Consider the following 12,742-nt stretch of genomic DNA (forward strand, 5'->3'; position numbering starts at 1 on the left):
ATAATTATACCATGGTCAGGCCATTTTAATAGGGGCCAAAATTCTAGATGTTTTAACTAAATCCTTCCCAAGATAAGTTTAAAGATTCCGGGTAAATAGTATTTTTGCCTTATGAGAAAAAAACGAGTACGAAAAATATTCGACAATATTGAAGTCCTTGATGCGGCAGCCAAGGGTAAATGTATAGCCAAAGCGCCAGATGGCAGGGTTATCTTTCTATCGAATGTTGTACCGGGGGATATTTGTGATATCCAAACCACCAAGAAAAGGAAGGCTTATTACGAAGGAGTCCCCGTTAGGTTCCATCATTTATCAAGCCAAAGGGTGGAGCCAGAATGTAAGCATTTTGGTGTTTGTGGTGGCTGTAAGTGGCAGAATATGGGGTATCAACACCAACTTAAATACAAGCAATCAGAGGTCACCAATAATCTACAACGAATTGGGCATCTAGATCTTCCCAAAGAAGAACCAATTGCTGGTTCCAAGAAAACTTATTTCTATCGAAACAAAATGGAGTTTTCTTTTTCAAATAATCGTTGGTTATCCTTAGAAGAGATTACTTCTGAAAACGAAATAGAAAACCGTAATGCACTTGGTTTCCATATTCCCGGAATGTGGGATAAAATTCTGGACATCGAAAAATGTCATTTGCAGGCAGATCCTTCCAATGCCCTCCGATTATTTATTAAAGAATTCGCAGAAAAAAACAGCATTAGTTTTTTTAACCCACGGGAACATTCGGGAGAGTTACGTACCCTTATGATAAGAACTTCCTCTACTGGGGAAGTCATGGTGCTTTTACAGTTTTATGCTGATAATGAGACTAATCGGAGTCTTTTACTAAAAAATCTCAAAGAGCGCTTCCCAGAAATAACTTCCCTGCTTTACGTAATTAATAGAAAGGGTAATGATACCATTTACGATCAAGAGATACATTGTTATCACGGAAGAGATTATATCGTAGAAAAAATGGAAGAGCTAGAATTTAAAATTACAGCCAAATCTTTTTATCAGACCAATTCTGATCAAGCATATGAATTGTACAAAATTACCAGAGAATTTGCAGGACTAACAGGAAAGGAAGTTGTGTATGACTTGTATACCGGGATTGGTACTATAGCTCTTTTTGTGGCTTCTAAAGCCGCCAAGGTAATTGGAATTGAAGCAATCCCCGATGCCATACTGGCAGCAAATTCGAATGCGATGGACAATGGAATTGAAAATGTTAAATTTTTCTCCGGAGATATGAAGAATATTTTTAATGATTCCTTAATAGAACAAGAAGGAAGGCCAGAGGTAATTATTACCGATCCTCCAAGAGACGGAATGCACAAACAGGTAGTTGAACAGATATTACAAATCGCTCCTGAAAGAATTGTCTATGTAAGTTGCAATAGTGCTACACAGGCAAGAGATCTTGCCCTTATGGATACTTCATATAAGATTATTAAATCACAAGCCGTGGATATGTTTCCCCAAACACATCACGTAGAAAATGTTGTACTTTTGAAAAAACGAAACCTCTGATTATTTTTATGAGTTTAAAGCGTATTCTCCCCGTTGGAGGTTTTTATACCTTAAGAATTCTGATAAGCCTATTGAGCTTGTTGTCCGTTTTGCTAGGTTGTGAGAAGGATGATATTTGTGTAGACGGCGATACACCACTTTTGGTAATTCAGTTTTTTGATATAGATAATCCTGAAGAGAGCAAGGCAGTTCCAAGCCTAAGAGTAGTAGGGCAAAACCAGAATATAACGGTAAATACAATCAGCGACAGAACTTCTCTCGATTCTATAGGAATCCCATTGCGCATAAATGAAGCAGATACCTCTTTTATTTTTATTTCGGATTCGGAAGATAATGAAGAAGATCAAGAAATTGGAAATGTGGATAACCTTAGCTTTCAATACAATACAAGGGAAGTATTTATTTCACGGGCTTGTGGTTATGTAGCAAACTACAATGATCTGTCCGACAATCTTATTCCTGATGCCGACAATTGGATTAGAGAAATCGAAATTGTCTCGCCTATCGTCGAAAACCAAACCATTACCCATGTCAAAATCTATCATTAGTCTTGTTTTTCTTTTTTTAGGTTTTCTGGGAAGGGGGCAATCAGATTCGCTGGAGACGAAAACTAAAGATTCAACTAAGTTATCGGAGCGATATGGTCTTCGGGTAGGAATCGATCTAAGCAAACCAATTCGAGGACTGATAGATGAAAATTATATGGGGCTCGAAGTAGTAGCCGACTTTAGAATTACTCACCGCCTCAATATTGCCGCGGAAATAGGGAATGAAGAATTTACCGACGCGGAAATACTCGATAATGCTGATGATATCAATGTTGTAGAACTGTATAACTATACCAGCTCTGGTAGTTACTTGAAATTGGGAGTAGATTTCAATACCTATGAAAACTGGTACGGCATGTCTAATGCCATAATTATTGGGGGTAGATACGTAGGCAGCACCTTTAGTCAGACATTAAATAGTAACACGGTTTACGACAGTAACCGCTATTGGGTGCCAAATGGTTTCGCAGAAGGATTTACTGCACGGCAGGAGTTTAAATCTCTTAATGCCAGTTGGTTAGAATTCCTTGTTGGTATTAAGGTAGAGTTATTCGCTAACTTCTACCTTAGTGCAAGTGCCCGATTAGCATATTTATTTACTAACAAAGAGGCAGAAGGATTCCCTAATCTTTGGATACCTGGTTACGGAAGGGTTAGTGATAATAGTAATTTTGGAGCGAACTATAATTATTCTATCTCCTATTTCATTCCCATTTTTAAAAAGAAGACAAAGAAACCCAAAGAAGAGCCTCCCGTAACTGAGTAGACGTAACGCCGATTGCCTTTTTAAAAGTCCTATTTTACATCCTACACCTTTGTTGCTCTTCGCCTTTAACAAGCCAAAAACACCTCAGAAATAAAGGGTGAACTAAATCGTTTTAAAATAAGGACCTTAAGCACTAGGATACGTGTTTATATGCTCTTATTAAATTTGGCCTTTTTAGAACCTGAATACATAATATACTTTACGAGTCGAGATTCTAAATGACTATTAAACACTTTGATTTTTCTAGAAGGTCTCAGTCCAACAAATTTTAAAGCTTCTAAGTTGGAGGTTATCAGCCAGGCATCCGTACCTGAATAATTCTTCTTTAACGTATCGCCAATTTCTTTATAAAAATCCTCCATTTCAATAGATAATCTCTCGCCGTATGGAGGATTAAAGACCATATGTAAATGGTTTTCTGTTACCTTTTGAGTATCAAAAAAGTTTTTCCTCTGAACTTCAATATACTCTGATAATTGCGCGTTTTCTACATTGGCCTTTGCCTTTTCAACGGCCGACGGTGCTTTGTCATAGCCCATAATCTTAAAATGAAACTCTCTGGTTTTATTTAAGCTGCTATCCACAATTTTGTCGTAAAGCTCTGCATCAAAATCGTCCCATTTCTGAAAGGCAAATCCTTTTCTATTGATATTCGCCGGAATATTACATGCTATCATGGTAGCCTCAACCAGAAAAGTACCACTTCCGCACATAGGGTCTAAAAAATTAGACTGTCCATCCCAGCCGCTTAAAAGAAGTAAACCGCAGGCTAGGACTTCGTTAATTGGTGCAATATTGGTTGCCTTCCTATAACCTCTTTGATGCAACGATTTGCCAGAGGTATCTAAGGAAATATTGCATTGATTGTTATGTATGTGCACGTTTAGTCGAAGATCGGGATCCTGTGTATCTACACTGGGTCTTTCCCCATGTGTTTCTCTAAATTTATCCACAATAGCATCTTTACATTTTTGGGAAACAAAAAGAGAATGTGTAAACAAATCGGAACTCAAAGTCGTATCTATGGCAAATGTTTTCTCCGGACTAAGGTATTTACTCCAGTCAAAATCATACATATTTTTATACAAATCTCTTTCATTTCTAACACGGAAAGAATGTATAGGTTTAAGTATTTTTATCGCCGTTCGCAAACACAAATTAGCCTTATACATAAAGCCTGAATCACCAGAAAATGAAACATTTCGGACACCTTCTTTTACGTCTAAGCCACCTAGATTTCTTATTTCCTTTGCTAAAATTTCTTCAAACCCAAATAGTGTTTTAGCGACCATTTTAAAATTATTCCCCATAATGTCCTTTAAGATTGATACAAAAATACACTAATTTTGCAGGGCAACTTTTTCCTTGATAAAAAAAGCGAGCACCTAGCTAAAAACCAAATGATTTATACTCTTCCTATTGTTGCAGTAATACTTAGTTTTATTTTTGTTTATCTCTTAAGGCCAAAAAAAACCGGTTCCTTCAAACTACTTCTTGCGTTTAGTGGTGCCTTTCTTTTAGCTCTAACACTGTTTGATTTATTACCACATGTCTACCATAGCTTAGAACCAAAAATAGCAGGCCTCTTTATTTTGTTGGGAATTCTTTTACAGATTTTTTTAGAATTCTTTTCTAAGGGAGCTGAGCATGGTCATATGCATCACAGTCAGCTAAACCCTTCCTTCCCCTGGTTATTATTTATAAGTCTTTCCTTGCATGCTTTGTTAGAGGGTATTCCTATAGAAACAGATTCAAGTATCCTCTATGGCATATTGGTGCATAAAATTCCTGTGGCAATAATTTTAAGTTTCTTTTTTATAAGCTCTGCCATTCCATTATCAAAGACTATTCTTTTTATTCTCTTGTTTTCTTTTATGACTCCTATAGGCACTTATTTGGCATCCAATATCCCGGCTATTGAAGAGTTCAATGGTGAATTAACAGCCTTGGTAATAGGGGTTTTCTTTCACATTTCCACAGTTATTTTATTTGAGGCTTCCGAAGGACACCAGTTTAATCTTAGAAAAGTATTGGTGATTCTTTTAGCAATTCTAATTGCTTTCTATATTTAGTATGTTTAGCAAGGAAGAATCTAAAAAGCTTAGAGAGGAATTTTGGACGTCTTTCGGCAAGTCATTTCCAACTAAATGGATTTTGTATAATACAAAAGTGAAAGGCTTAGCCTTAAAATTCTCATTTGGATTAAGAAATGCGATGGTATCTATCGACATAGATTCTAACGATTTGTCTAGAAGAATAGAATTATGGGATAAATTATTGGCATTAAAGTCCATTCTAGTGAGTGAATATTGTGAAAATGTGAAGTATTGTGACACCTATTTGTTAGACGATAAAAAAGAAATTTCTCGAATTTATGTATTAAAAGAATCCGTTTCTATTCATAACAAAGAGAGTTGGAGAGATACCATGGAGTTTTTCCAAAATGAAATGAGTCAATTAGAACGTTTTTTTAAAGAATACAAAGAATACCTATCGAACTAAAATATCCTAATTAGACGCCATTTTATACGCCTCAATTATGGTGTAATATTTCGCCAACATATTTGGTGTCTCCCAAATTGGAAGTTCTCCTTCCGTCAGATAACTTAAATAATTCGTCGCCACCTGTCCAAAATGTGCTTCATGACCTATTTGATAATTTTTCGGAACCACCAGCTTCCAATACCCATCACTAATTTCTTCAAAAACAGTTCCCGGATAAATGGGCTCTATAAATTCTAGAACTGCTTTTCGCACTTCCTTGGTCCCAACACCATTTACTTTAGACCTTATATACAATGCCGGTTTATACCCTTCTTTCTCCCCTTGTCTTATAATTAAATCCGACAACGTCCCTCGCATCACACTGTAGTGAGTGTCTCCAGTAGCATTCGGAGCGCGAAAATTCCATTTAACGGAAACTTTGGCAAACTTGCCTTTAATTTTATAAACCATCTCACCATTGCAAGCCACATATAGTTGGTTATCTACCACATCCTGTAAAAGATCTTTTGTAAAATTATCTAGTCCCGTGACCTGCCTGAATTCTTCTTTTGTTAATATGGTTGGTGTTTTTTTTGCCCTAATCATTTCGATATCCGAAGTATCGATAATTTGATCCGGAAATGCCTCCCACTGAACCAAGTCTACCAAATGTGTGGTAACATCGACTAGGCCGTCACCTTCCTCCCGAATGTTAAAAAACCAAGGAGGCCTAACTAGCGGCTGTCCAGAAACAACTTTTGAAAAATGATGTACACTTTCTTTGCTTATAGCTGGTTCTTCTACACTTCCATCTATTAATTCTCCAAAAAGAAAAGGTACCTGAGAAAGAAGTTTTTGCATAATTGTGGTAATCTCAAATCGCTCTGTCATAATATCATAAACCAAGACATCCTTTTCTTTAGCAAGATCCAAGGTTTGCTTTAAGAGTTCAAATCCTTTAGGGTTAATAACCATTGGCTTATCTGCAAAAACATGTATTCCCGCCATAACTGCTTTATTTATATAGGAGGATTTCTTCGAGTTTTTTCCAGCAACTACCATTATGTTGCCAGGTTTCTTATACAGCATACTGTCTAAGAAATTATCTGAAACATGTTTTCTTATCTTCCAGGCGGTCGGAGATTCGTTTCGCTTGTTATACGAAGAGAGCTTGTTCATAAAATCTTGTAATTCGGGGCCTTCTGGCGAAAAAACGTCAGTATACGGTGAGACAGTTTTATATGCATTCTTAAACACCAGAGCTGCATGAAAGTGTCCTGGATCAAGAACCATGAATCTCGCTCGAAAAACCCTATTTTTCTTTGTTTTTGATGTTTCTATGTCCTTGTTCATACAAGAGAATACAAGGAACAATAAGACCAGGAGAATCACTATTCTAAATTTCATCTTTAGCTTCGGGTTTTATTTAAGGCCGCGCAATTCTTTTTTAAAATAAAATTAAATGGCAACATAATCCGTACCATATGGCTTACGCTGTTTACGGAACAAATAGTCGTTAGCCAAGTTATTGCCAACAAACCGTTCTGTAGAATTATCCCAAAGGAGCTTTCCATTCACCTTCATGGCAATATGACTAATAAGACAGACCGTGCAAGACTTATGTCCTACATCTATAGTAGAGATTGGAGTCTTTCTTGATGCAATACAATCTAGCCAATTTCCATGCTGATCCTCACTTTTGTATAAATGAATTTCATTTTCCCCAATTACTGACTTAAGAATTCTTGGATCCGAGGCGTCCAATGCCTTACTACTTTTTTCTTTTGCAACAGGATCGGAGGCAGAGGCAACATAGTCTCCCCTAGACACAAATATCCATCCATCGGTTCCTTCATACTTTATACCATTAGGGTATCCACCGCTGGTATATACGGTAATACCATTGGCATACTCTTGTTTTACCAAAAAGTCGCCATGAACATTCCAAAGACCCGATTTCGGGAATTCTGCAATCGCCTCCACACTAATAGGACCTTCAAGCTCTGTATCCATTCCCCAGGCAGCAGAATCGTAGTGATGCTGACCCCATCCTGTAATCATTCCTGCACCATATTGTTCTAAGCGTAACCATCCCGGTCTGCTATAATCCTCTTGTGGATGCACCCCAATCTCCGTATAAGGGGTTTCTGGGGTAGAACCAAGCCACATTTTATAATCCAAGTTACTAGGCACAGCCATGGGTTCAGCCATAGGACCGGATGGATCACCGGGCAAACCAATCCTAACATTTGTAATTTTCCCTATTCTGCCATTTCGCACTAGTTCCGCAGCAATACGAAATTGAGGCATCGACCGCTGCTGCGTGCCCACCTGTAAAACTACGCCTGTCTTATGTACAACTTCACGCAATTGCTGTCCTTCCCTGACGGTGAGAGAGGTTGGTTTTTGTAAATAAATATCCTTTCCTGCTAAAGCGGCCTCCATAGCTGGTTGGGCATGCCAGTGATCTGGAGTACTAATAATTACGGCGTCAATATCTTTATTCAGTAAAAGCTCTTTATAATCTGTATAGGTTTTAACATCAATATAATTCGACTTACCAGTTTTATTCTCATAATACTCGGAAACTAAAGTCTTGGCCTCCATGACTCTTTTGGAGTCTAAATCACACACTGCCATAAAACGCGTCTGATCGTATTTTATAGTGTCGGGAATATCATGTACCCTGGCTATTCTTCCACAACCAATTTGCCCAATATTTATTTTATTGCTGGGAGCGTCTTTCCCGAGAACATGAGAGGGTACAATAGTGGGAAAAACTCCAATAGCTGCAGTACTTAAGGCAGTTTTTTTAACAAAGTTTCTTCTTTTCATTTGTTTGCTTTTAATTGAAATTTGTTCTTATAATAACAGGGTTTACATAAGACTGCCAATAGGCTTCTGCCTCATCTGGGGTTATAGTACCTTCGAAGACTACTAATCTATAATTTAGAGTATACTCTTTGTCTCTTTCTAGAACCCATTTTTTGTGTCGAATTGGGCAAAATTCGAAAAACATATCTCCCCTGCCATTGTTTGCGTCCATTGGCCAAATCCGCATTGGCTCGGGATGTGATTGATTATCAGCATGACTTAAGAATAGAACACCGTTACTACTTTGGCCATCTGAGGATGTGCCGCTAATGATACACCATCTGGCGGAAGTACCATCGGCATCTAATCTTCCTTTTCCTTCGGAAGTTAAAACAGTAGAGTTCGCAGCTTCCCAGCGTTCTGTAAATCGAAAACCTAAACCACCTCCATAACGATATGCTTCTAATAAAACCCCTTCCGCCAATGGCGTTGTAAAAGTTGAAACATAGTCTACTATATAACGTTCTTTTTCATTATTAAGCCGCCATGCTTTTATATCTAAATCTTCTATTATCGCTACTTTATTCTCTTCAGTAGCCTTAAGATCTAAATGCTCCTGTCTTACTTTAATACCAGAAAACAAGGGTCCTTCGTAGGTGCCTAATAATTTTTTAAACAATACCGTTCCCTCACCCTCAGCTAGGTTCCAAAAGTCTACACCTCTCCCATTAATTGTTGTTTTAGTCCATGGGCCCCAAAGTCCGTAATGATGGTAATGATCTGGTGGTTGAATCCTTGTCAGGGTATCACCTGAAGGGCTCAGCAGCGGATGTATATAGCCAGATTTGGCATAAATTGAATCAATTCCACTAGGCGGATACTTCAATTTGTATCTATAGTTTAAAAGTGGGTTGTCATTAAAACTCAACCTGTACTCCTCCGCTGTTTTAACAACTTTTGCGCTCTTTTTCGAAATATCTTCGGGTTCTTTTTTTATCCAATACTCCCGACTAATGGTGTCGTCATCATTAACTTCAGGTAAAATCCATTGCGTTGTACCATCCCACTGTGTGGGGACCAATAATAGTTCCTCTTCTTGTCTTTTATATATATTAAGACCTTCATCTAACTTAGTCTCTAGACCAATTGGTGTTTGCACAAGGGCACCCGACCCAGCAGAAATAGTAAATTTGGAGGTATATTCTTTCTTCTCTTTACAAGAAAACAACAAGCCTAGAATTAAAACCGGGAATAATAAAACTTGAGTCTTAGAAAATTGGTATTTGCGGTGCAGTATCACGACTATAGAATATATGATGCAATAATTCTGAAAAATTTAAAGTAATTTGTAATGTTTGCTTTTGGTAGCTAATAATATCGCTATTATTTTATTAAAAAACTAAAATTATATGAAAAGACTATTCCTATCGATTTTAACAAGTTTTGTCTATCTGGCTTGCCTCGCACAGGATCTCCAACCTTTTACCTTGACAGATGCCTGGTTGACAAAGATTGATTCTCTGGCGCCGAAGGAAGCAAGGGTGAGTGAAGCGGATAAAAAGAATATTTTAATTTTCTCACTGCATACTGGTTATGAGCATTGGAATATTCCGCATACAGCAGCAATCCTAAAGCTATTAGGCGAAAAGTCTAATAAATTCACTATTACACTATCTAAAAGCATCCAGGACTTCAAAGAGGAGAACATAGAGAAATATCATGCTGTAATCCTAAATAATACTTGTTCCAAACCAGAATATAGAAATTTGTTTTACGATGTATATATCGAGAATAAAAAATATACTCCAAACCAAGCTATGGAAAAATCTAAATTCCTAGAAAACAATCTATTAGATTATGTTAAAAGAGGTCATGGTTTAATGATAATGCACGGAGGAATAGTTATGCAGAATAAGTCGGCCGCTTTTGGTGAAATGGTAGGTGGTAGTTTTGATTACCACCCTAAACAGCAGCCTATTCATGTTAAATTGGTAGATCCCAACCACCCTCTAGTAGCTGCGTTTAAAAATGAGGGGTTTACCCATGTGGATGAACCCTATTTTTTTAAAGACGCGTATTTCGCCTATAACTTTAGACCCCTGCTGTATATGGACGCAAATGAATTAGTAGGACTCCGTGAAGATGTTAAAGAATCGCGAAGATATGTTGCCTGGGCCAAAGAGTACGGAAATGGCAGAATCTTTTATTCGTCTCCATCCCATAACCCACAAAGCTTTGAAAATCCAGAACTGTTGCAGTTCTTTTTGGACGGGATGCAGTTTGTTGTAGGGGATTTAGAATGCGACCTAAGTCCAATTAAATAAATAGGAAATGGTAGTTTTTTATTGGATGACGTCTAAATAGATAAAAAGCCAATGGCATATAGCTCCGCCTAGAACAAAAAAGTGCCATATTAAATGGTTGTATGGGATTCTTTTAAAGGCATAAAAGAAAATACCAAGGGTATAAAAAGCCCCTCCAAGAGCAAGGAAAATCTGTCCTTTAAAAGTGGTATTCAAAATCAGATTTTTTAGATCAAATACAATTAACCAACCCATAAACAGGTATAGTAAAAGAGATAGGACTTCAAACTTACCAGTAAAAAACACTTTAAGTACTGCACCTATAAAAGCAATTGTCCAAACGCTATAAAAAATTAGCCAGCCATTCCCCTGTGACAAAGAAATAAGTGCTACCGGAGTATAGGTGCCAGCAATAAGGCAAAAAATACTAATATGGTCAACAATTCTCAATTTCTCTTTCAGCTTTTGAGAGCTTACATAATGATAAAAAGTGGAGGCTGAAAAAAGAAGTATTATAGAAACACTATATATAACTAAAGATAAAGTTGCATATTGGGTATTTACAGAATTAGTTTTTAAAAGAAGAAAAAAACCCAGAATTCCTAAAACGATGCCGATGGCATGAGAAAGGGCGTTTAGCCGCTCTTCCTTATGATAATCCCATTCCATTATTTATATTGCTTCCCTTTTTTGATTACCATATCTACATCTTTTAAAAGACTGATATGGCGTAACACATCACCGTCTACAGCTATAATATCGGCATATTTCCCCGGAGTTATAGTACCAACTTCATCAGCAACTCCCATCCACAAAGCAGGCCAGTAAGTGGCTGCCCTAATAGCGTACATAGGATCAATACCGAATTCATTTACCCAAACATCAAGCTCGTTCCATGTAGACTGACTGTGAAACTTCATAGGGATTCCACTGTCGGTGCCAACTAATAATACAACTCCTGCATCCAATAACTGTTGGATCTTAGTTTGCAGGGTAGGTTTACGACTAGGAGTTAATTGAAAATAAGGAAGACGATCTGGGTGTTGTATACTGTTTTTTATATCGGTAATAATACTATCTGGCAACCCTAAATGCCAGGAATCATTGTCTAACATTTCTGGATTATCCCTAACATATTCGTAATTATATAAACCTTCTACTGTAGGGCACCAAAATAAAGGTCCTTTATTCATTTGTGCAGTTCTTTCTTCAATCATTTTAATGACATCATCCGGATATCTGGGGGCAGATGAAAGACCTGTATGTTCAAAACAATCAACACCTACTGTAATACCCCTTCGTATTTCCTCAGGTCTATGTCCGTGGGCTACTACTTTTAAATTATTCTTATGCGCTTCATCTACCACAGCCTGCAACTCTTCCATACTCATTTGATCCTGATCAATCAATTTAATCACATCGACCCCTGCATTAGCCAACTTCCTTACTTTTTTTCTACCATCCTCAGGACTATCTACCCCCCATCTAAATGCTTCTGTGCCTGGGTAGGCTTTATGCTGAATAAAAGGTCCGGAAACATATAGGGTTGCCCCAGGGATTTCCCCATTATTAATTGCGTCTCTCACCGCTATACTGGCTTCTAAGGGGGCTCCAAGGTCTCTGGCGCTGGTTACTCCAGCCATTAAAAGTTGGTGTGCGCTAGAAGGCATAATTACATCCTGTAATAATGGAAGATATGTTTTATCCCAATAAGCATAGTCGGAGTGACCATTTATCATGGTATGAACATGCATATCCCATAAACCGGGAAGAACTGTCATTCCTTCTGTTGAAATTATTTCCGCATTGGCAGGTATAGTGATATTACCTACGGTTCCTATTTCCTGTATTTTTTCTCCATTTATAATTATTACGCTGTTCTTAAGAGGTACAGAGCCAAAGCCATCTATTAGTGTACCTCCGACTAGAGCTTTTAATTCTTGACTTTGACTACTGGCGCAAAAGGCAAATAATACGAAACAGCTAAATAGGAGTTGAGAATAGAATTTCATCATTTTTATTGTTTTCTTAAAGATATAAAAAATGCCAAGTGGAATAGTCTTTTAGGATAAAAAAGACCCCGTGGTTTAATGTACTTTGCAATTGAAGCTTATACATATATAACCAACCTTAAATCTAACTATATCTTAGGAATTGTAAATAAGGGAAAGAAGAATGCTATTTTCTCTTGTTAGTGGGGCAAAAAAAAAGCACCTATCGTTAGATAAGTGCTTTTCGAAGAAGGCGGCGGCCTACTCTCCCACCAGTTACGGCAGTACCATCGGCGCAGACGGGCTTAA

The 12,742-nt window shown here is 37.5% G+C and carries 12 protein-coding genes; 6 read left to right on the forward strand and 6 right to left on the reverse strand.

What is annotated here, in order from left to right; all coding sequences use genetic code 11:
• Window positions 1–111 precede the first annotated feature (111 nt).
• The 3 genes from rlmD to PXG98_RS15800 are packed head-to-tail and all read left to right on the forward strand — an operon-like array spanning window position 112 to window position 2,841.
• A complete protein-coding gene (gene rlmD, locus PXG98_RS15790) occupies window positions 112–1,527 on the forward strand; it encodes a 23S rRNA (uracil(1939)-C(5))-methyltransferase RlmD (protein WP_276392735.1) in 1,416 nt (471 codons plus the stop codon).
• An 8-nt stretch (window positions 1,528–1,535) separates the two neighbouring features.
• Window positions 1,536–2,075 (forward strand): DUF6452 family protein, encoded by a 540-nt coding sequence (locus PXG98_RS15795; protein ID WP_276392736.1) that lies wholly within the window; start codon window positions 1,536–1,538, stop codon window positions 2,073–2,075.
• Window positions 2,056–2,841, forward strand: coding sequence for a DUF6048 family protein (locus tag PXG98_RS15800; protein ID WP_276392737.1), 786 nt, complete (start codon window positions 2,056–2,058; stop codon window positions 2,839–2,841). Before PXG98_RS15795 ends, PXG98_RS15800 begins: the two co-directional genes overlap by 20 nt.
• Before the next feature lie 146 nt (window positions 2,842–2,987).
• Here PXG98_RS15800 and PXG98_RS15805 read toward each other — a convergent pair whose 3' ends face one another.
• Window positions 2,988–4,151 carry a THUMP domain-containing class I SAM-dependent RNA methyltransferase gene (locus PXG98_RS15805; protein ID WP_276392738.1) on the reverse strand — a complete coding sequence of 388 codons (1,164 nt, stop codon included), beginning with the start codon at window positions 4,149–4,151 and terminating at the stop codon, window positions 2,988–2,990.
• Between the two features lie 90 nt (window positions 4,152–4,241).
• Here PXG98_RS15805 and PXG98_RS15810 point away from each other — a divergent pair, with 90 nt between their 5' ends.
• Together PXG98_RS15810 and PXG98_RS15815 are read left to right on the forward strand one after the other, a co-directional pair.
• Window positions 4,242–4,913: a ZIP family transporter gene (locus tag PXG98_RS15810; protein WP_276392740.1), complete on the forward strand. Its 672-nt coding sequence runs from the start codon at window positions 4,242–4,244 to the stop codon at window positions 4,911–4,913.
• Complete coding sequence (locus PXG98_RS15815) at window positions 4,897–5,343, forward strand: DUF4268 domain-containing protein (RefSeq protein ID WP_338150253.1); 447 nt, start codon at window positions 4,897–4,899, stop codon at window positions 5,341–5,343. The genes PXG98_RS15810 and PXG98_RS15815 overlap by 17 nt, the downstream gene beginning before the upstream one ends.
• A gap of 6 nt (window positions 5,344–5,349) precedes the next feature.
• On the opposite strand, the gene PXG98_RS15820 is transcribed toward PXG98_RS15815, so the two are convergent.
• The 3 genes from PXG98_RS15820 to PXG98_RS15830 are packed head-to-tail and all read right to left on the reverse strand — an operon-like array spanning window position 5,350 to window position 9,367.
• Window positions 5,350–6,732 (reverse strand): putative oxidoreductase C-terminal domain-containing protein, encoded by a 1,383-nt coding sequence (locus tag PXG98_RS15820; RefSeq protein WP_276392742.1) that lies wholly within the window; start codon window positions 6,730–6,732, stop codon window positions 5,350–5,352.
• Between the two features lie 51 nt (window positions 6,733–6,783).
• The gene (locus PXG98_RS15825) at window positions 6,784–8,160 is read right to left on the reverse strand and encodes a Gfo/Idh/MocA family protein (RefSeq protein WP_276392744.1); all 1,377 of its coding nucleotides are present in this window, start codon (window positions 8,158–8,160) and stop codon (window positions 6,784–6,786) included.
• Between the two features lie 10 nt (window positions 8,161–8,170).
• Entirely contained in the window at window positions 8,171–9,367 is a 1,197-nt protein-coding gene (locus PXG98_RS15830; RefSeq protein ID WP_276392746.1) for a DUF6807 domain-containing protein, read from the reverse strand.
• A gap of 181 nt (window positions 9,368–9,548) precedes the next feature.
• On the opposite strand from PXG98_RS15830, the gene PXG98_RS15835 reads away from it, so the two are divergent.
• Window positions 9,549–10,463: a ThuA domain-containing protein gene (locus PXG98_RS15835; RefSeq protein ID WP_276392748.1), complete on the forward strand. Its 915-nt coding sequence runs from the start codon at window positions 9,549–9,551 to the stop codon at window positions 10,461–10,463.
• 18 nt (window positions 10,464–10,481) lie between these two features.
• Here the strand turns inward: PXG98_RS15835 and trhA are convergent, their stop codons facing one another.
• Together trhA and PXG98_RS15845 are read right to left on the reverse strand one after the other, a co-directional pair.
• Complete coding sequence (gene trhA, locus PXG98_RS15840; RefSeq protein ID WP_276392750.1) at window positions 10,482–11,111, reverse strand: PAQR family membrane homeostasis protein TrhA; 630 nt, start codon at window positions 11,109–11,111, stop codon at window positions 10,482–10,484.
• The gene (locus PXG98_RS15845; protein WP_276392752.1) at window positions 11,111–12,457 is read right to left on the reverse strand and encodes an amidohydrolase family protein; all 1,347 of its coding nucleotides are present in this window, start codon (window positions 12,455–12,457) and stop codon (window positions 11,111–11,113) included. Before PXG98_RS15845 ends, trhA begins: the two co-directional genes overlap by 1 nt.
• Window positions 12,458–12,742: the final 285 nt, after the last annotated feature.

The sequence above is a fragment of the Eudoraea chungangensis genome (genome assembly GCF_029360665.1).
Classification (GTDB): Bacteria; Bacteroidota; Bacteroidia; order Flavobacteriales; family Flavobacteriaceae; genus Eudoraea; species Eudoraea chungangensis.

Excerpts from the sequence above, each read along its gene's own strand:
- PXG98_RS15795 (WP_276392736.1), top strand. The coding sequence starts at position 1,536 with ATGAGTTTAAAGCGTATTCTCCCCGTTGGAGGTTTTTATACCTTAAGA.
- PXG98_RS15820 (WP_276392742.1), bottom strand. The coding sequence starts at position 6,732 with ATGAAATTTAGAATAGTGATTCTCCTGGTCTTATTGTTCCTTGTATTC.
- trhA (WP_276392750.1), bottom strand. The coding sequence starts at position 11,111 with ATGGAATGGGATTATCATAAGGAAGAGCGGCTAAACGCCCTTTCTCAT.
- rlmD (WP_276392735.1), top strand. The coding sequence starts at position 112 with ATGAGAAAAAAACGAGTACGAAAAATATTCGACAATATTGAAGTCCTT.
- PXG98_RS15810 (WP_276392740.1), top strand. The coding sequence starts at position 4,242 with ATGATTTATACTCTTCCTATTGTTGCAGTAATACTTAGTTTTATTTTT.
- PXG98_RS15800 (WP_276392737.1), top strand. The coding sequence starts at position 2,056 with ATGTCAAAATCTATCATTAGTCTTGTTTTTCTTTTTTTAGGTTTTCTG.
- PXG98_RS15845 (WP_276392752.1), bottom strand. The coding sequence starts at position 12,457 with ATGATGAAATTCTATTCTCAACTCCTATTTAGCTGTTTCGTATTATTT.
- PXG98_RS15835 (WP_276392748.1), top strand. The coding sequence starts at position 9,549 with ATGAAAAGACTATTCCTATCGATTTTAACAAGTTTTGTCTATCTGGCT.
- PXG98_RS15825 (WP_276392744.1), bottom strand. The coding sequence starts at position 8,160 with ATGAAAAGAAGAAACTTTGTTAAAAAAACTGCCTTAAGTACTGCAGCT.
- PXG98_RS15805 (WP_276392738.1), bottom strand. The coding sequence starts at position 4,151 with ATGGGGAATAATTTTAAAATGGTCGCTAAAACACTATTTGGGTTTGAA.